This is a genomic window from Acidovorax soli (genome assembly GCF_900107605.1).
Classification (GTDB): Bacteria; Pseudomonadota; Gammaproteobacteria; order Burkholderiales; family Burkholderiaceae_C; genus Acidovorax; species Acidovorax soli.
The window spans coordinates 107,587-129,003 of record NZ_FNQJ01000006.1; the positions used below are offsets into that span (position 1 = coordinate 107,587).

General features: G+C 68.2%; 17 protein-coding genes and 1 riboswitch. Of the genes, 12 read left to right on the forward strand and 5 right to left on the reverse strand.

Going from position 1 to position 21,417, the window contains the following annotated elements; translation table 11 throughout:
• Positions 1 to 27: 27 nt before the first annotated feature.
• From mraY to thiC, 12 genes are all read left to right on the forward strand, one after another.
• Complete coding sequence (gene mraY, locus BLW02_RS06985) at positions 28 to 1,206, forward strand: phospho-N-acetylmuramoyl-pentapeptide-transferase (RefSeq protein WP_092697644.1); 1,179 nt, start codon at positions 28 to 30, stop codon at positions 1,204 to 1,206.
• Positions 1,207 to 1,502: 296 nt separating this feature from the next.
• Entirely contained in the window at positions 1,503 to 3,020 is a 1,518-nt protein-coding gene (gene murD / locus BLW02_RS06990) for a UDP-N-acetylmuramoyl-L-alanine--D-glutamate ligase (RefSeq protein ID WP_425285651.1), read from the forward strand.
• On the forward strand, positions 3,017 to 4,282 hold the full coding sequence (gene ftsW / locus BLW02_RS06995) for a putative lipid II flippase FtsW (protein WP_092697646.1): 1,266 nt from the start codon (positions 3,017 to 3,019) through the stop codon (positions 4,280 to 4,282). The genes murD and ftsW overlap by 4 nt, the downstream gene beginning before the upstream one ends.
• Positions 4,279 to 5,346: an undecaprenyldiphospho-muramoylpentapeptide beta-N-acetylglucosaminyltransferase gene (murG, locus tag BLW02_RS07000; protein WP_092697647.1), complete on the forward strand. Its 1,068-nt coding sequence runs from the start codon at positions 4,279 to 4,281 to the stop codon at positions 5,344 to 5,346. Before ftsW ends, murG begins: the two co-directional genes overlap by 4 nt.
• Positions 5,343 to 6,773, forward strand: coding sequence for a UDP-N-acetylmuramate--L-alanine ligase (gene murC, locus BLW02_RS07005; RefSeq protein WP_092697648.1), 1,431 nt, complete (start codon positions 5,343 to 5,345; stop codon positions 6,771 to 6,773). The genes murG and murC overlap by 4 nt, the downstream gene beginning before the upstream one ends.
• Positions 6,773 to 7,786: a D-alanine--D-alanine ligase gene (locus BLW02_RS07010; RefSeq protein WP_092697649.1), complete on the forward strand. Its 1,014-nt coding sequence runs from the start codon at positions 6,773 to 6,775 to the stop codon at positions 7,784 to 7,786. Before murC ends, BLW02_RS07010 begins: the two co-directional genes overlap by 1 nt.
• The gene (locus BLW02_RS07015; protein WP_092697650.1) at positions 7,783 to 8,574 is read left to right on the forward strand and encodes a cell division protein FtsQ/DivIB; all 792 of its coding nucleotides are present in this window, start codon (positions 7,783 to 7,785) and stop codon (positions 8,572 to 8,574) included. The genes BLW02_RS07010 and BLW02_RS07015 overlap by 4 nt, the downstream gene beginning before the upstream one ends.
• Positions 8,575 to 8,624: 50 nt before the next feature.
• Positions 8,625 to 9,854, forward strand: a complete 1,230-nt coding sequence (gene ftsA / locus BLW02_RS07020; protein WP_026436629.1) for a cell division protein FtsA — start codon at positions 8,625 to 8,627, stop codon at positions 9,852 to 9,854.
• A 148-nt stretch (positions 9,855 to 10,002) separates the two neighbouring features.
• Positions 10,003 to 11,244 (forward strand): cell division protein FtsZ, encoded by a 1,242-nt coding sequence (gene ftsZ, locus BLW02_RS07025; protein WP_092697651.1) that lies wholly within the window; start codon positions 10,003 to 10,005, stop codon positions 11,242 to 11,244.
• Positions 11,245 to 11,529: 285 nt separating this feature from the next.
• Complete coding sequence (gene lpxC / locus BLW02_RS07030; protein ID WP_092697652.1) at positions 11,530 to 12,453, forward strand: UDP-3-O-acyl-N-acetylglucosamine deacetylase; 924 nt, start codon at positions 11,530 to 11,532, stop codon at positions 12,451 to 12,453.
• Positions 12,454 to 12,582: 129 nt separating this feature from the next.
• Positions 12,583 to 12,759 (forward strand): hypothetical protein, encoded by a 177-nt coding sequence (locus BLW02_RS20010; protein ID WP_167544066.1) that lies wholly within the window; start codon positions 12,583 to 12,585, stop codon positions 12,757 to 12,759.
• 42 nt (positions 12,760 to 12,801) lie between these two features.
• Positions 12,802 to 12,921, forward strand: a riboswitch (TPP riboswitch).
• Positions 12,922 to 13,031: 110 nt separating this feature from the next.
• A complete protein-coding gene (thiC, locus tag BLW02_RS07035; RefSeq protein ID WP_092697653.1) occupies positions 13,032 to 14,924 on the forward strand; it encodes a phosphomethylpyrimidine synthase ThiC in 1,893 nt (630 codons plus the stop codon).
• Between the two features lie 177 nt (positions 14,925 to 15,101).
• On the opposite strand, the gene BLW02_RS07040 is transcribed toward thiC, so the two are convergent.
• From BLW02_RS07040 to gspL, 5 genes are read right to left on the reverse strand one after another with little or no spacing between them, the layout of a single operon-like run.
• Positions 15,102 to 16,490, reverse strand: coding sequence for a GspE/PulE family protein (locus BLW02_RS07040; RefSeq protein WP_092697654.1), 1,389 nt, complete (start codon positions 16,488 to 16,490; stop codon positions 15,102 to 15,104).
• A gap of 12 nt (positions 16,491 to 16,502) precedes the next feature.
• Entirely contained in the window at positions 16,503 to 18,758 is a 2,256-nt protein-coding gene (gene gspD, locus BLW02_RS07045) for a type II secretion system secretin GspD (protein WP_092697655.1), read from the reverse strand.
• Between the two features lie 4 nt (positions 18,759 to 18,762).
• On the reverse strand, positions 18,763 to 19,578 hold the full coding sequence (gene gspN, locus BLW02_RS07050; protein WP_244273637.1) for a type II secretion system protein N: 816 nt from the start codon (positions 19,576 to 19,578) through the stop codon (positions 18,763 to 18,765).
• Between the two features lie 27 nt (positions 19,579 to 19,605).
• Complete coding sequence (gene gspM, locus BLW02_RS07055) at positions 19,606 to 20,148, reverse strand: type II secretion system protein GspM (protein ID WP_092697656.1); 543 nt, start codon at positions 20,146 to 20,148, stop codon at positions 19,606 to 19,608.
• Positions 20,145 to 21,407: a type II secretion system protein GspL gene (gene gspL / locus BLW02_RS07060; protein WP_092697657.1), complete on the reverse strand. Its 1,263-nt coding sequence runs from the start codon at positions 21,405 to 21,407 to the stop codon at positions 20,145 to 20,147. Before gspL ends, gspM begins: the two co-directional genes overlap by 4 nt.
• Between the last annotated feature and the right edge of the window lie 10 nt (positions 21,408 to 21,417).

The window sequence follows — 21,417 nt, forward strand, 5'->3', positions numbered from 1 at the left end:
CCGCCGCCCACCGCAGGGAGGTGCAGCATGCTGCTGATGCTGTCGCAATGGCTGCAGGGCCTGTCGCCCGAGTTCGGCTTCTTCCGGGTGTTCCAGTACCTCACGTTCCGTGCGGTGATGGCGGCCCTGACGGCGCTGCTCATCGGTCTGGTGGCGGGGCCGCGCGTGATCCGCGTGCTCGCCTCGCTCAAGATCGGCCAGCCGATCCGGGGTTATGCGATGCAGTCGCACCTGTCCAAGAGCGGCACGCCCACCATGGGCGGCGTGCTCATCCTGCTGTCGATCGCGATCTCGACGCTGCTGTGGTTCGACCTGTCGAACCGCTTCGTCTGGATCGTGCTGCTGGTCACGCTGGGCTTTGGCGCCATCGGCTGGGTGGACGACTGGCGCAAGGTGGTCAACAAGGACCCCGAGGGCATGCGCTCGCGCGAGAAATATTTCTGGCAATCGGTGATCGGCCTGGTGGCCGCGCTGTACCTGGTGTTCAGCATCTCCGAGAGTTCCAACGCCCGGGTGCTGGAGCTGTTCATCAGCTGGGTGCAGTCGGGTTTCTCGCTCGATCTGCCCCCCAAGGCCGGCCTGCAACTGCCGTTCTTCAAGGAAATCAGCTACCCGCTCGGTGTGCTGGGTTTCGTTATCCTGACCTACCTCGTGATCGTGGGCTCCAGCAACGCCGTCAATCTGACCGACGGGCTTGATGGCCTGGCCATCATGCCGGTGGTGATGGTGGGTTCGGCGCTGGGGGTGTTTGCCTACGTCACGGGCAGCTCGGTGTATTCCAAATACCTGTTCTTTCCGCACATTCCCGGCTCGGGCGAACTGCTGATCTTCTGCGCGGCCATGGCGGGCGCGGGCCTGGCCTTCCTGTGGTTCAACGCGCACCCGGCCCAGGTGTTCATGGGCGATGTGGGCGCGCTGGCCCTGGGCGCGGCACTGGGCACCATCGCCGTCATCGTGCGCCAGGAGATCGTGCTGGCCATCATGGGCGGCATCTTCGTGGTCGAGGCGCTGTCGGTGATGCTGCAGGTGACCTGGTTCAAGTACACCAAGCGCCGCTACGGTGAAGGCCGGCGCCTGCTGAAGATGGCGCCGCTGCACCACCATTTCGAAAAGAGCGGCTGGAAGGAAACGCAGGTGGTCGTGCGCTTCTGGATCATCACCATGCTGCTGTGCCTCGTCGGCCTGTCCACGCTGAAACTGCGATGAACCCGGACGATCCCCTCATCCCCGCAGCCGCCGAGTCACCGGTGGTCACGCCGCCCGAGGTGGAGGCTGGCCCAGGCCTGCCGGCCGCGGGCAAGCGTGCGGCCGCGCCCGCATGGGACCCCGAAGCGCCGCCTGCGGTCTCTGCCGCCCAGGCGGCTGCCGATTTTGTGGCGCAGATTTTTGCGGACGTGACCGCGTCCGAGGCAGTGTCCGCCCCGGTCCCGCAGGCCGTGGATGCCACCGAAAAGGTGTCCGCCGACGAACCCGCCGAGCCGCTGGGGCGGCCCGGCGAAGGCATGGTGCCGCTGCAGGGCCGGAACATCCTCATCCTCGGCCTGGGTGCTTCGGGCCTGGCGATGGCGCGCTGGTGCGTGCGCTGCGGCGCGCAGGTCACCGTGGCCGATACGCGGCAAGCCCCGCCCCAGCTCGCCGCATTGCAGCAGGAGCTGCCGCAGGTGCGTTTCGTGGCGGGCGAGTTCGGTGCCCATCTGGTCGAGGGGCAGGGCCTGCACGCGGTGTACCGTTCGCCGGGCCTGAGTCCTGCATCGATTGCGGCTGTATTGGCAGCTGCCCACGCAATGGGCATCAGCACTGGCGGCGAACTGAGCCTCTACTCCATGGCGCTGGACACGCTGCGCACCGCGCACGGCTATGCGCCGGCGGTACTGGCCATCACCGGCACCAACGGCAAGACCACGGTCACCTCGCTCACGGGCCAGCTGGTCGAGCGCGCAGGCAAGACGGTGGCCGTGGCGGGCAATATCGGCCCGACGCTGCTCGACACGCTGGCGGCCCGCATCGACGCGGGCACGCTGCCCCAGGTGTGGGTGCTGGAGCTGTCGAGCTTCCAGCTCGACGGCGTGGCGGGTTTCGAACCCACGGCTGCTGCGGTGCTCAACATCACGCAGGATCACCTGGACTGGCATGGCGACATGCGGGCCTATGCCGGCGCCAAGGCCCGCATCTTCGGGCAGCACGGCGTGATGGTGCTCAACCGCGAAGACGCTGCCGTGATGGCCATGCTGCCGGAGCCGGTGCGCGTGAAGCTGCAAAAGCCGCAGCAGCGTGCGCACACCACCTTTGGCGGCGACATGCCCAGGCGCCCGGGCGATTTCGGCATCGAGATGGTCGGTGGCATGGCCTGGCTGGTGCGTGCCCACGAATCGGAAGAAACCCGCAAGCGCGGGCGCAGCGAAGAACCAGAGCTGCACATCCAGCGCCTGATGCCGGCCGATGCGCTGCGCATCCGGGGGCGCCACAACGCCATCAACGCCCTGGCCGCCCTGGCGCTGGCCTGCGAGGCCGGCTGCGCGCTGTCGCCCATGCTGTATGGCCTGCGCGAATACCGCGGCGAGCCGCACCGCGTGGAGCCCATCGGCATGGTGTCGGGCGTGGAGTATTTCGACGACAGCAAGGGCACGAATGTGGGGGCTACGGTGGCGGCCCTGGCCGGGCTGGGCGCCGACCGGCGCCTTGTGGTCATCCTGGGGGGCGAGGGCAAGGGGCAGGATTTTTCGCCGCTGGCAGCGCCGGTGGCGCGGTATGCGCGCGCCGTGGTGCTGATGGGGCGCGATGCACCGCTGATCCACGCGGCCCTGGAAGGTGCGGGTGTGCCACTGGTCGATGCGCAGACCCTGCCGCAGGCCGTGCAGCTGGCCGCGCAGCGCGCCCACGCGGGCGATGCGGTGCTGATGTCGCCCGCCTGTGCCAGCTTTGACATGTTCCGCGACTACGCCCACCGCGCCCAGGTGTTCTGCGACGCGGTGCGCGACATGGCACACGACGCCGGGCAGGAACTGGGGGGCATGCCATGACCGCCGCCACCGGTACCTGGTCGCGCGTCACGGCCTGGCTGAAAGGGCTGTCGGGCAAGGCCGCCGATGTGCTGCCGGTGCGCGTGGGCGGCACCGACTACCGCCAGCGCCACAGCACGCCCGCCACGGTGCTGGGTTTTGACCAGGCCCTGCTGTGGGTGGTGGTGGCGCTGCTGGCCTGGGGGCTGGTGATGGTGTACTCGGCGTCCATCGCCATGCCGGACAACCCCCGTTTCGGCAAGATTGCCGCCACCCATTTTCTGACGCGCCATGTGTTCGCCCTGATCGTCGGCTTCGTGGTGGCGTTGCTGGCGTTCCAGGTGTCCATGGCCACCTGGGAGCGCGTGGCGCCCTGGCTGTTCGTGGTGTCCATCGTGCTGCTGGTCGCGGTGCTGATTCCGCATGTAGGCACGGTGGTCAATGGCGCGCGGCGCTGGCTGTCCCTGGGCATCATGAACTTCCAGCCCTCGGAACTGGCCAAGTTTGCCGTGCTGGTGTATGCGTCCGACTACATGGTGCGCAAGATGGAGGTGAAGGAGCGCTTCTTTCGCGCGGTGCTGCCCATGGGCGCGGCAGTGGCCATCGTGGGCGTGCTGCTGCTGGCCGAGCCGGACATGGGGGCCTTCATGGTGGTGGCCGTGATCGCCATGGGCATCCTGTTCCTGGGCGGCGTCAATGCCCGCATGTTCTTCCTGATCGCGGGCGTGCTGGTGGCGGCCTTCGGCCTCATGATCGCCACCTCGCCCTGGCGCCGCGAACGCGTGTTTGCCTACCTCGATCCTTTCAGCGAGCAGCATGCACTGGGCAAGGGCTACCAGCTCTCGCACTCGCTCATTGCCATCGGGCGCGGCGAAATCTTCGGCGTGGGGCTGGGTGGCAGTGTGGAAAAGCTGCACTGGCTGCCTGAAGCCCATACCGACTTCCTGCTGGCCGTGATCGGCGAGGAATTCGGCCTGGTGGGCGTGCTCACGCTGATCCTGCTGTTTGTCTGGATGACGCGCCGCATCATGCACATCGGCCGCCAGGCCATCGCGCTCGATCGCGTGTTCGCCGGCCTGGTGGCACAGGGCGTGGCCATCTGGATCGGCTTTCAGGCCTTCATCAACATGGGGGTGAACCTGGGCGCGCTACCCACCAAGGGGCTCACGCTGCCGCTGATGAGCTTTGGCGGCTCGGCGATCCTGATGAATCTGGTGGCATTGGCAGTGGTGCTGAGGGTGGATTATGAGAACAAGCTCCTCATGAGGGGAGGCCGCGTATGAGTCAGAAAACCGCGCTCATCATGGCCGGCGGCACCGGCGGCCACATCTTCCCGGGCCTCGCCGTGGCCGAAGAATTGCGTGCACGCGGCTGGCGCGTGCACTGGCTGGGCGCACCGGGCAGCATGGAGTCGCGCATCGTGCCAACCCATGGTTTTGCGCTGGAACTCATCGATTTCTCGGGCGTGCGCGGCAAGGGTCTGGTCACGCTGGCCTTGCTGCCGTTGCGCCTGCTGCGTGCCTTCTGGCAAGCCCTGCAGGTGGTGCGGCGTGTGAAGCCCGACGTGGTGGTGGGCCTGGGCGGCTACATCACCTTCCCGGGTGGCATGATGGGGGTGCTGGCGGGCAAGCCGCTGGTGCTGCACGAGCAGAACTCGGTGGCTGGCATGGCCAACAAGGTGCTGGCCGGTGTGGCCGACCGGGTGTTCACCGCATTCCCCAACGTCTTCAGGAAGGGCCAGTGGGTGGGCAACCCCCTGCGCACCGCCTTCACGCAACAGCCGGGCCCGGCGGAACGTTTTGCGGGCCGCACCGGCCCTCTGCGCCTGCTGGTGGTGGGCGGTAGCTTGGGCGCGCGCGCGCTCAACGAAATCGTGCCGCAGGCCATTGCGCTCATGCCTGCTGCACAACGCCCCGCCGTGCTCCACCAGAGCGGGGCGACGCAGATCGATGCGCTGCGTGCCAACTACGCCGCGGCGGGGGTGGAGGCGGAACTGACGCCTTTCATCGACGACACCGCCAGCGCGTTTGCGGCGGCCGACATCATCGTCTGCCGCGCGGGTGCCAGCACGGTCACCGAGATCGCTGCCGTGGGGGCAGCGTCCATCTTCGTGCCCTTCCCGTCGGCCGTAGACGACCACCAGACCACCAATGCGCAGTTCCTCGTGAACGCGGGTGGCGGCTGGCTGGTGCAGCAGCGCGACCTGACGCCCCAGGGGTTGTCTGAAATGCTATTGAAATTGGAGCGATCCATGCTTGCGGATGTGGCGCTCAAGGCCCAAAAAATGCAAAAAATCAACGCCACGCGCGAAGTGGTGACAGCCTGCGAGGAGCTCGCCAGATCATGAAACACGCGATTCGCCACATCCATTTCGTCGGCCTGGGCGGCGCCGGCATGAGCGGCATCGCCGAGGTGCTGTTCAACCTGGGCTACCGCATCTCGGGCTCTGACCTGGCCGACAGCGCCACACTGCGCCGTTTGCAAGCGCTGGGCATCCAGACCTGCCTGGGCCATGCGGCGGCCCACATCGAAGGCGCGGACGCCGTGGTCACCTCCACCGCCGTCACGGCCGACAACCCCGAGGTGCTGGCTGCGCGCGAGAAGAAGATTCCCGTGGTGCCCCGCGCGCTCATGCTGGCCGAACTCATGCGCCTCAAGCAGGGCATCGCCATTGCCGGCACGCACGGCAAGACCACTACCACCAGCCTGGTGACCAGCGTGCTGGCCGAGGCGGGGCTCGATCCCACCTTCGTGATCGGCGGGCGCCTGAACAGCGCGGGCGCCAATGCCAAGCTGGGCAGCGGCGACTACATCGTGGTGGAGGCCGACGAGTCCGATGCGTCCTTCCTCAACCTGCTGCCCGTGATGGCGGTGGTGACCAATATCGACGCCGACCACATGGAGACCTACGGGCACGATTTCGGCCGGCTCAAGAAGGCGTTCATCGATTTCCTGCACCGCATGCCTTTCTATGGCACCGCCATTCTGTGCGTGGACAGCCCGGCGGTGCGCGACATCCTGCCCAGCGTGACCTGCCCTGTCACCAGCTACGGCTTCTCCGAGGATGCCCAGGTGCGCGCCATCAACGTGCGGGCCGATGCCGGCCAGATGCGCTTCACGGTGCAGCGGCGCAACGGCGTCACGCTGCCCGACATGGAAGTGGTGCTCAACCTGGCGGGCGAGCACAACGTGCTCAACGCCCTGTCGGCCATTGCGGTGGCCGTGGAGCTGAACATCCCCGACGACGCCGTGCAGCGCGCGCTGGCCGGCTTCAAGGGCGTGGGGCGGCGCTTTCAGCGCTATGGCGACCTGCCCGCCAAGGGCGGTGGCCAGTTCACCGTGATCGACGACTACGGCCACCACCCCGTCGAGATGGCCGCCACGCTGGCGGCGGCGCGCGGTGCCTTCCCCGGGCGGCGCCTGGTGCTGGCCTTCCAGCCGCACCGCTACAGCCGCACGCGCGACTGCTTCGAGGATTTCGTCAAGGTCATCGGTTCGGCCGACGCCGTGCTGCTCACCGAGGTGTACGCCGCTGGTGAAGCCCCCGTGGTGGCCGCCGATGGCCGCTCGCTGGCGCGCGCGCTGCGTGTGGCGGGCCGGGTGGAGCCACTTTTTGTCGACAGCGTGACCGACATGCCCCAGGTCATTGCCGACAACGCCAAAGACGGCGACGTGGTGATGTGCATGGGCGCGGGGACCATCGGTGCCGTGCCCGGAAAAATCGTTGAAATGCTACAAAATAATGAGCTACTGTCGCAGGCAGGGAAAGCGTAATGAATACATTTGGTTCCAATATTGATGCGCGTGCACTGGGCAAGGTGGCGGTGCTGATGGGCGGCGCGTCGGCCGAGCGCGATGTGTCGCTGATGTCCGGCCGCGGCGTGCTGCAGGCACTGCGCTCGCGCGGCGTGGATGCCCACGCGTTCGACCCCGCGCACAGCGATCTGGGCGAACTCCAGCGCGGCGGCTATGACCGTTGCTTCATTGCCCTGCACGGGCGCCATGGCGAAGACGGCACGGTGCAGGGTGCGCTGGAATTGCTGGGCATTCCGTACACCGGCCCTGGCGTGATGGCGTCCAGCATGTCGATGGACAAGATCATGACCAAGCGCATCTGGCGCGCCGAAGGGCTGCCCACGCCCGACTGGCGTCTCGTGGCCAGCACCGAGGAAACCGCGCAGGCCCTGCAGGCGCTGGGCACGCCCATGATCGTCAAGCCGGCGCGCGAGGGCTCGACCCTCGGGCTGACCAAGGTCTCCACGCCCGAGGCGTGCGCGCAGGCCTATGCGCTGGCGTCGCGCTACGACCCCGAGGTGCTGTGCGAGCAATTCATCGAGGGCGACGAAACCACCTGTCCGGTGCTGGGCGAAGGCGCCGGTGCCTATGCCCTGCCGGTGATCCGCATCGTCGCGCCCCAGGGCAACTACGACTACCAGAACAAGTATTTCACCGACGACACGCAATACCACTGCCCGAGCGGCCTGCCCGAAGCCGAGGAGCGCGAGATCCAGCGCCTGGTGGTGCAGGCCTTCCGTTCGCTGGGCTGCCGTGGCTGGGCGCGGGCCGACATCATGATCCGCGCCAGTGACCGCAAGCCCTTTTTGCTGGAAATCAACACCTCGCCGGGCATGACCGGGCATTCGCTGGTGCCCATGTCGGCCCGCGCCCTGGGCATCAGTTACGAAAACCTGTGTGTGGGCGTGCTCGCCACGGCCACGCTGGACACGCCGCCGGGCGCCACGCTCAGCCCCGCGCAAGGCCAACCGCAGGAGACCACCGCGCCATGAACCAGTCGCTGCCCGCACCGCTGGACGTCAAGCTCATGAACCTGACCGCATCGGTCCTGTTCCTGTGCTGCGTCCTGCTGCTGCTGGCAGCGGGGACGCGCTGGGTGTTGCGCTACCCCGGTTTTTCGGTGGCGCGCATCGTGGTCCAGGGGGAGCTGGTGCACAACAACGCCGTGACCTTGCGGGCCAACGTAGCGCCGCAGCTGGTGGGCAACTTTTTCACCATCGACCTGCGCGCGGCGCGCGCCGCCTTCGAGCAGGCGCCCTGGGTGCGCAAGGCCCTGGTGCGGCGCGAATTCCCGCGCGGCCTGCGGGTGGTGCTGCAGGAACACGATGCCGCCGCCTACTGGGGGCCCGACACGGGCGCGGCACTGGTCAACCGCGAGGGCGAGGTGTTCGAGGCCAACGTGGGCGATGTGGAGCAAGAAGGCTTGCCCCGTCTGATGGGCCCCCAGGGCAGTTCGGCCGAAGTGCTGCGGATGCATGGCCTGCTGCAGCCGGTGTTCGAGCCGCTGGGCATGGCGGTGGAGGCGCTGGAGCTGACGGGGCGCGGTGGCTGGCGCGCCACGCTCGACAGCAACGCCGTGCTGGAGCTGGGGGGCGGCACGCCGCAGGAGGTGGTGGAGCGCACGCAGCGCTTCACCCGCACGCTGACGCAGGTGGCGGCGCAATACCGGCGCCGCGCCGACGCGCTGGAGTCGGCCGACCTGCGCCATGCCGGGGGCTACGCGCTGCGCCTGCGCGGGGTGACGACCGTGACCGCGGAAGCGGCCGCAAAGAAGAAATAGCCGCGGGGAGCGGCCGCGACTGGACAGGACAACGAAGGGTAGACACTGATATGGCAAGAGAATACAAAGACGTGGTGGTGGGGCTGGACATCGGCACGGCCAAGGTCATGGCCGTGGTGGCCGAGGTGCTGCCCAATGGCGAACTCAAGCTGGCCGGCCTGGGCGTGGCGCCGAGCAATGGCCTCAAGCGCGGCGTGGTGGTGAACATCGATGCCACGGTGCAGAGCATCCAGCAGGCGCTGAAAGAGGCCGAGCTGATGGCCGACTGCAAGATCCAGCGCGTCTATACCGGCATCACGGGCAGCCATATCCGGGGGCTCAACTCCAGCGGCATGGTGGCCGTGAAGGACAAGGAAGTCACCGCTGCCGACGTGGCCCGCGTGGTCGAGACGGCCAAGGCCATCAACATCAGCAGCGACCAGCGCCTCTTGCTGGTGGAGCCGCAGGAATTCGTGATCGATGGTCAGGATGTGAAAGAGCCCATCGGCATGAGCGGCATCCGCCTGGAGGCCAAGATCCATATCGTGACCGGCGCCCAAAGTGCCGCCGAGAACATCATCAAGTGCGTGCGCCGCTGCGGCCTGGAAGTCGAGCAGCTCATGCTCAACCCGCTGGCCAGCAGCCAGGCCGTGCTGACCGACGACGAGCGCGAACTCGGCGTGGTGCTGGTGGACATCGGCGCCGGCACCACCGACGTGGCCATTTTCACCGGTGGCGCCATCCGCCACACCGCCGTGATCCCGATCGCCGGCGACCTGATCACCAGCGACATCGCCATGGCGCTGCGCACGCCCACGAAGGACGCCGAGGACATCAAGGTCGAAAGCGGCTACGCCAAGCAGTTGCTGGCCGACCCCGAGGCGCAGGTGGAAGTGCCTGGCCTGGGCGACCGCAGCCCGCGCATGTTGTCCAAGCAGGCGCTGGCCGGCGTGATCGAGCCGCGTGTCGAGGAGATCTTCTCGCTGGTGCAGCAGGTGGTGCGTGAGTCGGGTTACGAAGAAGTGCTGTCCTCTGGCATCGTGCTCACGGGCGGCAGTTCGGTGATGCCCGGAATGATCGAACTGGGTGAAGATATTTTCCTGAAGCCCGTGCGCCGCGGCATCCCCAAGTATTCCAGCGCCCTGTCGGACATGGTGGCCCAGCCGCGTGCCGCCACCGTCATGGGCTTGCTCGAAGAGGCCCGGCTGGCGCGGCTGCGTGGCTTCAAGGTGGCGCAAAAGAGCGGGTCGATGAAGACCGCGTTCGGGCGCTTCAAGGATTTCATCGTGGGGAATTTCTGACCATGAAATATCCACTCTGGTTAGCGCGGGGAAGCCCTCATCTCCTGCCGCGTGAGCGATGGCGATGTACCGGACCGCCATGCTCTTCCACCCAACCCCCTTTTCCCATTTGGCAATTGCATACGAATCTAGAACCAGGAGCTCCAACATGACCATCGAAATGATCGAAGCCGAAGAATTCAACCAGGGCACCCAGATCAAGGTGATCGGCGTGGGCGGTGGCGGCAGCAATGCCGTCGAACACATGATTGCCCGCAGCGTGCAGGGCGTGGAGTTCGTCAGCGCCAACACCGACGCGCAGGCGCTCACCCGCAGCTCGGCCCATCGCACCATCCAGCTGGGCCAGAGCGGCCTGGGCGCGGGCAGCAAGCCCGACAAGGGGCGGGACGCTGCCGAGGCGGCGGTGGACGACATCCGTGCCGCCATCCAGGGCGCCCACATGCTGTTCATCACCGCGGGCATGGGCGGCGGCACGGGCACCGGCGCAGCGCCCGTGATCGCGCGCGTGGCCAAGGAAATGGGCATTCTCACCGTGGGCGTGGTCACCAAGCCCTTCGACTGGGAAGGCGGCCGCCGCATGACCAATGCCGACAACGGCCTGGCCGAACTCGAAGCCAATGTCGATTCGCTGATCGTGGTGCTCAACGAGAAGCTGCTCGAAGTGCTGGGCGATGACATCACCCAGGACGAAGCGTTTGCGCATGCCAACGACGTGCTGAAAAACGCCGTGGGCGGCATTGCCGAGATCATCAACGAATACGGCCATGTGAACGTCGACTTCGAAGACGTGCGCACCGTGATGGGCGAACCCGGCAAGGCCATGATGGGCACGGCCACCGCCAGCGGCCCCGACCGCGCCCGCATCGCTGCCGAGCAGGCCGTGGCCTGCCCGCTGCTCGAAGGCATCGATCTGTCGGGCGCCAAGGGCGTGCTGGTGCTGGTGACGGCCGCCAAGGGCAGCCTGAAACTGTCCGAGTCGCGCCTGGCCATGAGCACCATCAATGCCTACGCATCGCCTGATGCGCATGTCATCTACGGCGCCGCCTACGACGACAGCCTGGGCGACGAGATCCGCGTCACCGTGGTGGCCACGGGCCTGTCGCGCCCCAACGCACGCCGCCAGCCCATTTCGGTGGTGCAGGGCGGCCTGCGCACCGGCACGGACAACATGGCCTACCAGATGCCCATGACTGTTGGCGGTGGCATGGGCGGTGCCGTCGGGGTGGCCGGTGGCATGGTCGGTGGTTCCCAGGCCGATTACGGCGGCATGTCGGTGCCCAGCGTCTGGCGCACCAACCGCACGCAGGCGGCCGCCCGCGTGGATGCGCTCTCGTCGGGTGGCATGGACGATCTGGAGATCCCGGCTTTCCTGCGCAAGCAGGCGGATTGATCCGGTCCATCCCCCTGAGCGGCTGCGCCGCTCGGGGCAGCCCCCAGAGGTGGCTGCTCTTCGGGACCGTCCAAACCTGCGCAGGCAGGCTTGGAGCCGCGGCCCTCAGCCCCTTCTCTCGCCTCGCTACGCGCTCCGGAAAGGGGGACGATGCCCTCGCTGCGGGGCGGCCCTGGCGCGGTGTCTCTGGTCGGGATCGTGCCGGTTGGAAGCACTCCGTTTTCTATCAGGGTCATAGCAAGGGCCTGGGTGGCTTGTGCAGGGCTGGCCCACTAAAATCCTCAGATGCTTCAGCAACGCACCCTCAAGACGATCACCCGCGCTGTTGGCGTGGGGCTGCACAGCGGCCAGCGGGTCGAGTTGACCCTGCGGCCGGCACAGCCCGACACGGGCATCGTGTTTCGCCGCGTGGATCTGCCCCAGCCCGTGGACATCCCCATCTGCGCGACGGCGGTGACCGATACCCGCCTGGCATCGACCATTGGCACGGGCAATGCCAAGGTGCACACCGTGGAGCACCTGATGTCGGCCTGCGCCGGCCTCGGCATCGACAATCTGTATGTGGACATCACGGCAGAAGAGGTCCCCATCCTCGACGGTTCCTCGGCATCGTTTGTCTTTCTGCTGCAAAGCGCAGGCATAGCGTTGCAGAACGCGCCGCGCCGCTTCATTCGCGTGACCCGGCCGGTCGAGGTGCGCCAGGGCGAGGGGGCCGCAGCCAAATGGGCAAGGCTCACGCCCTACCATGGCTACAAGCTCAGTTTCGAGATCGATTTCGATCACCCGGCGGTCGACTCCACGGGCCAGCGGGTCGAGTTCGACCTGGGGACCGGCAACTACAGCCGTGACATTGCGCGCGCGCGCACCTTTGGCTTCACGCGCGACGTGGAAATGATGCGCTCCAGCGGCCTGGCGCTGGGCGGCGGGCTGGACAACGCCATCGTGATGGACGACTACAAGGTGCTCAACAGCGACGGCTTGCGCTACGACGACGAGTTCGTCAAACACAAGATCCTTGACGCCATGGGCGACCTGTACCTGGTTGGCAAGCCCCTGCTGGCTGCCTACAGTGCCTTCCGTTCGGGCCACGCCATGAACAACCTGCTGTTGCGCGAGCTGCTGGCGCAGCGCGACGCCTGGGAAGAAGTGACGTTCGAGGACGAGCGCCAGGCGCCCAGCGGCTTCCTGCAACCCGCGCGGGCCTGGTGAATATGAGATCCCCCCTGAGCCGCTTCGCGGCTTCTCCCCAGGGGGAAGATACCCTCGCTGCGGGGTGGCCCTTGCCTGGCGTCCCTGGCTTGCGCTGCGCAAGTTTTCGCCGCGCAGGGAGTCGCTGAAATGCTGCTGTTTCGCTGGCTGGCCATGGCACTGCTGCTGGCTGCAGCGGTTTCCTTTGCGTTCTATGCCGGCACGGGCCAGGCGCGCTACAAGCGCTTTGGCCTGGTGGTGCTGAAGTGGACCCTCATCGCGACGGTCTTTTTCTTTGCCGTGCTGTTCATCGGGCGCCTGGCATGAAAACCGGCACGGCAGCAGCCGCCGCCGCGCTGGCCTATACTCGCGCCTGCTCCGGGGTGTGCTGATGCACTGAGATGCGGAGGCCTGAAATGCGGGCCCAGACGCGAACCCGACGAACTTGATCCGGTTCATTCCGGCGGAAGAAGAGCCGATCCCTCCATGCCCCATGCCAGCTGCCTGGCGCGGGCGCCATGCCCCAGCTGTCCCGTGCAGCTGCGGGGGAGCAGGTCCATTCCGGAGCAGCCCCGCCACCGGAACCAGGAGACTGCCCCATGAATGCCCCCGAACCTGTCGCCCGCGAGAAATTCGCCGAACTGCTCGCCCTCACCCGCGAACCATTCCCTGCCTCGCGCAAGGCCTACATCCCCGGCCAGCTGCACGCCGATCTGCGCGTGCCCGTGCGCGACATTGCGCTGACCAACGGCGAGCAGGTCAGCGTGTACGACACCTCGGGCCCCTACACCGACCCGAACGCCGTGATCGATGTGCGCCAGGGCCTGGCCAGCGTGCGCGGCGGCTGGATCACCGGCCGCGGTGACGTGGAGCACTACGAAGGCCGCGCTCCCGTGGCGCTGGACGACGGGCAAAAGAGCGAGGACGCCACCCGCCTGGCCCAGCTGCGCGCCGAAGCCGCTGCCCTGCAGCGCAAGCCGTTGCGCGCCAAGGCTGGCGCCAACGTCACGCAGATGCACTACGCACGCAAAGGCATCATCACCCCCGAGATGGAGTACGTGGCCATCCGTGAAAACGGCAAGCGCGAGTGGATGCAGCAGTACATGGCCGACGCAGGCCGTGAGCAGCGCCTGATGGGCAACCCCATGGGCGCGAGCATCCCGCGCATCATCACGCCCGAGTTCGTGCGCGACGAAGTGGCCCGGGGCCGCGCCATCATTCCCGCCAATATCAACCACCCCGAGGTGGAGCCGATGGCGATTGGCCGCAACTTCCTGGTCAAGATCAACGCCAACATCGGCAACTCGGCCGTCACGTCGAGCATTGAAGAAGAAGTGGAAAAGCTCGTGTGGGCGATCCGCTGGGGTGCCGACAACGTGATGGACCTCTCGACCGGCAAGAACATCCACACCACGCGCGACTGGATCGTGCGCAACTCGCCCGTGCCGATTGGCACCGTGCCGATTTACCAGGCGCTGGAGAAGGTGGGCGGCATCGCCGAAGACCTGACCTGGGAAATCTTCCGTGACACGCTGATCGAGCAGGCCGAGCAGGGCGTGGACTACTTCACCATCCACGCCGGCGTGCGCCTGGCCTACATCCACCTCACGGCGCAGCGGCGCACCGGCATCGTCTCGCGCGGCGGCTCCATCATGGCCAAGTGGTGCATGGCGCACCACCGCGAGAGCTTTTTGTACGAGCACTTCGAGGACATCTGCGACATCATGAAGGCGTACGACGTGTCGTTCAGCCTGGGCGATGGCCTGCGCCCCGGCTGTGCTTCGGACGCCAACGACGAAGCGCAGTTCGCCGAGCTGCACACGCTGGGCGAACTCACCCAGATCGCCTGGAAGCACGACGTCCAGACCATGATCGAAGGCCCCGGCCATGTGCCCATGCACATGATCCAGGCCAACATGACCGAGCAGCTCAAGACCTGCCACGAGGCGCCGTTCTACACCCTGGGCCCGCTGACCATCGACATCGCACCGGGCTACGACCACATTGCGTCCGCCATCGGCGCGGCCATGATCGGCTGGATGGGCACGGCCATGCTGTGCTACGTGACCCCCAAGGAGCACCTGGGCCTGCCCGACCGTGATGACGTGAAGCAGGGCATCATCGCCTACAAGATCGCCGCCCACGCGGCCGACGTGGCCAAGGGCCACCCCGGCGCCCGCTCGCGCGACGATGCACTCTCCCAGGCGCGCTTCGACTTCCGCTGGCAGGACCAGTTCAACCTGGGCCTGGACCCCGAGACGGCCAAGGAATACCACGACGAAACCCTGCCCAAGGACTCGGCCAAGGTGGCGCATTTCTGCTCCATGTGCGGCCCCAAGTTCTGCTCGATGAAGATCACGCAGGAAGTGCGCGACTTCGCTGCGCAGAAGGGGGTGGCCGAGGCCGAGGCGCTGGCGGCGGGCATGGAGACCAAGGCCGAGGAGTTCCAGCGCGGCGGTGGCAGCCTGTATGTGCCGATCCAGCCGGTCTGACGGTTGCTACTAAAAAGAGCTTCTGGCGCTTTCTGTATAAGCGCTGGACGCTCTTTTTGGCGAATGGCGCTTATGCCGTAGGTGCTTGCCGCTGTTGAACATGTCGCATTGCACGCCCGAACTTCCCGTGGCGGTACCGGGGTCCAACGGCGCCGGCCACCGGCGCGCACCTGGCGATCAGTCCCTCGTCACCCGCACCACTTCTTCGCGGCTGGTGATGCCGGCGGCGATCAGGCGCTCCCCGTCGTCGCGCATCAGCGCCATGCCGTTGGCCAGTGCCGCGGCGCGGATGTCGGCCTCGGAAGCCTGGCTGTGGATTTGCGCGCGGATGGTGTCATTGGTCACCAGCATCTCGAACACCCCCGTGCGGCCCGCGTAGCCGGTCTGGCCGCAGGCGTCGCAGCCCTGGCCGGCGCAGTGGGGGCAGATCTTGCGCACCAGGCGCTGGGCCAGCACGCCCAGCAGGGACGAACTCAGCAGGAACGGCTCCACGCCCATGTCGGTCAGGCGCGTGACGGCGCTGGCGGCATCGTTGGTGTGCAGCGTGGCCAGCACCAGGTGGCCCGTGAGCGAGGCCTGAATGGCGATCTGCGCGGTTTCGAAATCGCGGATCTCGCCGATCATGATGATGTCCGGGTCCTGGCGCAGGATGGCGCGCAGGGCCTTGGCAAAGGTCAGCTCGATCTTGCTGTTGACCTGGGTCTGGCCCACGCCGGGCAGTTCGTACTCGATGGGGTCTTCCACCGTCATGATGTTGTTGCGCGTGGCGTCGAGTCGGCTCAGCGCGGCATACAGCGTGGTGGTCTTGCCCGATCCCGTGGGGCCGGTCACCAGCACGATGCCGTGGGGCTGGGCGATCAGGCTGGTGAAGCGCTGCAAGGTGTCCCCCTGCATGCCCACGGCTTCGAGGCTGATCTTGCTTTCGCTCTTGTCCAGCAGGCGCAGCACGGCGCGCTCGCCATGGGCGCTGGGCAGGGTGGACACGCGCACATCGATGGCCCGGGTACCCAGGCGCAGGCTGATGCGGCCGTCCTGCGGCAGGCGCTTTTCGGAAATGTCGAGGTCGGCCATGATCTTCAGGCGCGAGATCAGCGCTGCGTGCAGCGCGCGGTTGGGCTGCACCACCTCGCGCAGGCTGCCGTCCACGCGAAAGCGCACGCTGGAATGGCGCTCGTAGGGCTCGATGTGGATGTCGCTGGCGCCATCGCGCGCGGCCTGCGTGAGCAGGGCGTTGAGCATGCGGATGATGGGCGCGTCGTCTGCCGTTTCCAGCAGGTCCTCCACGGCGGGCAGCTCCTGCATCATGCGCGAGAGATCGGCGTCGGATTCGACCTCGCTCACCACCGTGGCGGCGCTCGATTCACCCTGCGCATAGGCGGCGCTGATGCGCTGGGCCAGGCCATGGGCGTCGAGCGGCAGCAACTGCTGCACGGGGTGCTTGCGCAGCACCTCCGACAGCGCGCTGGCATTGGGCTGGGGGCCGTGCCACAGCACCAGCTGCTGGCCGTCGTCCTCCAGCAGCAACTGGGCGGTGCGCGCAAAGGCATAAGGCAGGGGATGGCGCATGGTGGTGCCGCCTCAGGGTGCGCTGACGGGAGCGGGTTCGTACGACGCGGGCGTGGGTGCGGGCGGTGTGGCTTCGGGGCGCAGCGCGGGCAGTACCGGGGCCGCCGAGACCGAGCCCATCACGGCGCTGGGCGCGGGTTGCGCGACCTGCTGCAGCGCACGGATGGCTTCGTAGCGGTCGAGCATCAGCGCATCGCTGGCGGCGGCATCGCGCACTACCACGGGGCGCAAAAACACCATCAGGTTGGTCTTCTTGCGCGAGCGGTTCTCGCTGCGGAACAGATTGCCCAGCACGGGGATGTCCCCCATCAACGGCACCTTGTCCTCGGCCTGCTGGTAGCTGTCTTCCAGCAGGCCGCCGAGCACGATGATGCTGCCGTCCTCGACCAGCACGTTCGATTCGATGGAGCGCTTGCTGGTGGTGGGGCCGTTCACGTCCTTGAGGGTGTTGCCGTCGATTTTGGAGACCTCCTGGTAGATGGCCATCTTGACGGTGCCGTTCTCGTTGATCTGGGGGCGCACGCGCAGCATCAGACCCACGTCCTTGCGCTCCACGGTGGTGAAGGGATTGACCGAGTTGTTGCCGGTGGTGTTGGCGTACGAGCCCGTGACGAAGGGCACGTTGTTGCCGATGACGATGCGGGCCTCTTCGTTGTCCAGCGTCATCAGGTTGGGGGTGGAGAGCACATTGGCATCGCCGCTGTTTTGCAAGAAGTTGGCCAGCGCGCCCAGGTAGTACTGGCCGTTGACGCGCGGCGCCAGTGCAATGTTCAGGCCCCCGCCCAGCGATGCCAGGGCCGTGGCGCTGCCGGTGGCAATGCCGGCGGCCAGGCCCAGGATGTTGCCGCCCGACACCGCCGAGTTGGTGCCGATGGCGCCCACCACGCCGTCGCCCTTGCTGCCCAGCACGCTCTGCCACTGGATGCCGAACTCGGCCAGCTTGCTGGCCGTGACTTCCACGATCAGGCTTTCCACCAGCACCTGCGCGCGGCGGCCGTCGAGCTTGTCGATCACGGCGCGCAGCTGCCGGTACTGGGGCTCGGGCGCGGTGATGATGAGCGAGTTGGTCGTGGGGTCGGCCTGGATCTGCCCGCCGGTGGAGGGCTGGTTGCCGCTGGCGCTGCTGCTGGAGCCCGCGCCCGCACCCATGCCCAGGCCGCCGCCGCCGCTGCCGCTGCCGGCGCCCAGCCCGGCGCTGTTGCCGGCGCTGCTGGTGCCGGCCGTGCCGGAGGACGCCACCGTGGTGGACAGGCCGCTCGTTCCCGCAGAGCCCGACGACACGGCGTTGCCGCCCCCCGTGGCCGAGATGGCTGCGCGCAGCGTGGTCGCCAGCTTGGTGGCATCGGCATTCTTGAGGTAGACCACATGGATGTTGCCGCTGGCCGCGCTGCTGCCGGGCACGGGCGGCTGGTCGAGCTTGTCCACCAGCGCGCGCACCTGGGCCACGCGGGCCGGGTTGGCGGCGCGCAGGATCAGCGAGTTGCTGCGCGCCTCGGGCAGCAGCGTGGTCTTGAACGAGGTGTCGGTCTGGCCCTGGGCCGCGGCCGGGCCGGCTGCGCCGCCACCATCGATGAGCCGTGCCACCAGCGGCGCCAGGTCGGCGGCCACGGCATTCTTGAGCGGGATCACCTCCACATCGCTGGCGTTCGAGACATCCATGGCCGCCACGATGCGCGCCAGGCGCTGCAGGTTGTCGGCGTAATCGGTGATCACCAGCGAGTTGTTGCCGGGGTTCACGTTGATGGTGTTGTTGGGGCTGATCAGCGGGCGCAGCACCGGCACCAGGTTGGCCGCGTTCTCATAGTTGAGCTTGAAGATCTGCGTGACGATCTGTCCGCCGCCGGGTCCCGCCGCACCGCCCCGCGAAACGCTCACGCTGCCGCCCTGCAGCTTGGCATCGGCCTCGGGCACCACCTTGTACAGGCCGGCGGACTCGACCACCGTGAAGCCCTGCAGCCGCAGCGCCGCCAGAAATTGCTGGAAAGCGGCCGCAGGCGTCACGGCCCGCTCGGTGATCAGCGTGAGCTGGCCTTTCACGCGCGGGTCCACCACCACGTTGCGGCCGGTGATGGTGGCCATGGTGCGGGCCACGGCCTCGATCTCGGCGTTGGCGAAGTTCAGCGTGACGGGCTCGCCCGGGCGCACGCTGCTGGTGCCGGTTCCTATCGCCGTTTGGGCATGAACTGGACCGCTTGTGCATACCAAAAAAGCGCATGCAGCTATTGTGTTGATAGCAAATTGCAGTCGGGGTGAAAGATTGGAAGTCATAGCGTCAACCCACGGTGATGATGGAGCGCGCGCCATTGCGCCGTCCGATGATGTTCAGAAGATTGGCCAGGGCCGCCTCGCGCTCGGGCGTGGCGCTGGCCTCGCCGGTAAAGCGCAGGCGCTGGCCCACCCATTGGCCGCTGCCGTTCAGCTGCAGGTCGCCATCGAGTGTGTTCAGGGTGAGCGTGGGCACTTCGCCGCCCTGCAGCACGAGCCGGTAGCTGCCCATGGGGCGCAGGGTGGACAGGCGCGAGGACATGGCCCGCGCGTCCAGTTGCGCCGTGCCCGCCAGTACCAGGCGGCCTGCGGTCCACAGGGCTTCGAGGCCCCGGGTCTGCAGGGCCAGCTGGCCCTGGGGTTGCAGGGTGTTCCAGGGCGTTCCCAGGCCGGTCAGCAGGCCGGCGGGGAACTGGCTCTGGCCATCGGCGATGGCCAGGCGCGCGCCGCCCCAGCGCGCGTCCACGCGGGCCTGCAGGGGCGCAGCCATGCAGCAGGCGGCGTGCACCTGGGCGCGCAGGCCGGTCCAGCGGGGGCGCAAGCGCCACTCCAGGCGCCCGGGCAGGGCGGTGCGGTCCTGGCTGGCGCCGCCGCCGGTCAGGACCAGCTGGGCCGACCCGGTCCACACGGTGCCGCGCGCCTGGGCCAGCAGCACTTGCCCCTGGCTGGCGCGGTCCACCGCCCCGGCCAGCCACTGCGCCGGCGCAAAAACCACCAATGCCGGCAGCACACCCGCGAGCACGCCGGCCGTAGCCCAACCCCAGGGCGCGCGCGGGGCTGCGTCGGCGGTGCGCCGGGGCCGGGAGCGCTGGGGAAGGGACACGTTGCGGAACACGGAAGTGGCAACCGGTCAGCGGGCTGGCAGGAGCAGCACCAGGCTGCCATCCCAGCGCGGTGCGGCTGCAGCGGGCCCATTGCCGAGGGGGGTGGGGGCCGCAGGGCTGGCTGCTGGCGCGCTGCGTGCGAGGCGGGCCTCGACCGGCACCGCCAGCGCATTGCTGCGCGCCTGGGCCAGCCATGGGGCCAGGGCGTCGGCGGGCGCACCCTTGAGCGTGATGGTGGCGCGGTCGCCCGCCAGCGTGAGCTGGGCCGTGGCGCCCAGGCGCTCGGTCAGCGTGCCGCGCAGGCTGGCCACGGCATCGCCGGGGGCGCTGCGGGGTGCGGCCTGCAGTTGCAGGGCTTCGGCCTGCAGGCTTTGCATGCGCTGCAGCTGGGCATCCAGGGCCGCATGGCGCGCGGGGGCCGTGCGCAGCGTGGCCAGGGCTGGCGCCAGGGCCACCCACCACAGCAGCGCCAGGGCCACCACGGCGCCCGCGGCCAGCAGCAGGTTCTGCTCGCGCGGGGCCAGGGCCTTCCAGCGGTCTTGTACGACGGTGTGGAGGGGGGTGTTCATGGTGTGGTCTCCGGGCGCAGCAACAGGCTGCCGTCGTCCAGGCGGGCACTGTAGCCTGCCGCTTGCAGCCGGGTGGCCAGGGCCGCCTGCTCTTCGGCCGTCAGCGTCACGCCGCGCAGGCGCAGCTCGCCCGCGGTGTATTCGAGTGCATTGGGCAGCTGGCCTGCGGGCAGGGCAGCGCCTGCCGCCGCGAGCAGGGGCTCCAGGTCGCGCGGCGACACGCTGCCGGCGGCCTGGCGCAGCGTGGCCAGTTCGCGTTCCATCTGCACGGGGGCATCGACCACCACCTGCACCTTGGGAAAGGTCTGGGTGAGCGCATTGCGCACACCCGCCTGCTTGGCGGCGAGCGCACCGCGCTCCTGCCAGGCCCATGCGTTCAGGCCCACCAGATGGGCGGCGGCCAGCAGGCCTGCGCCCCAGCGTGCCGCGCGCCACTGCGGTGCATGCAGAAAGGCGCTGGCGGCGCTGCCAGCCTTGCGCAGGGCACGGGTGCGCCCGGTGCTGGCCAGGTCGAACTGCGCCAGGTCCCAGTCGCTGCGCGCCGCATCGAGTGCGCGCTGGCTGGTGGTGTGCAGCACCACCGACCGGCCCAGCGTGCGCTCGGCCAGTGTCGCCACGGCGGGCTCGGCGCGCACCGGCGCCATCGCTTCGTCGGGGTCTCCGGGACGGGGGGCCGGGCCGATCAGACCCAATGCCGCAGCGGACAGGGGCAGCACGGCCACGCCCTGATCGGGTCCGTGGCCGTAAACCACAAGCTGGGCATCCTCGGGGCTGCCCAGCGCAAACAGCTCGGGCCCGCCGCTGGCGGTGGGGCCCGGTGCAAATTCGGGCACCACGCGTGCGACGCGCCGGCCTGCGGCCTCCAGTGTCTGCAGCGCTTCGCGCAGCCAGGCACGGTCGCACACGGCCACCCATACCGGCTCGCCAGCGCGGGCACCCGGTTGCAGGGCAAAGTGCAGCTGGGAAGGTTCGTCGAGCAGTTGGTCTTCCAGCAGGCCTTCGAGCACCGAGCGCAGGCGCGGTGTCTGCTGGCCCACCTCCAGCGGCACACCCTGGGGCAATTGCACGCGCTGCCACGACAGCGCCGCTGCCGGCACCACCGCCACCACCTCGCCGCCCGGCCGGGCAGGCTCGGGCAGCAGCGGCGCCGGGGCGCTGGCGTGGCGAAGTGCGGTGTGGCCGTCGGCGGTCAGCGTGTAGCTGTAGGCGGTGGCGGACCCGGAAGGTGCCTGGGGCAGGAAAAGGATCAGGGTGCTCATGGGCGGGATT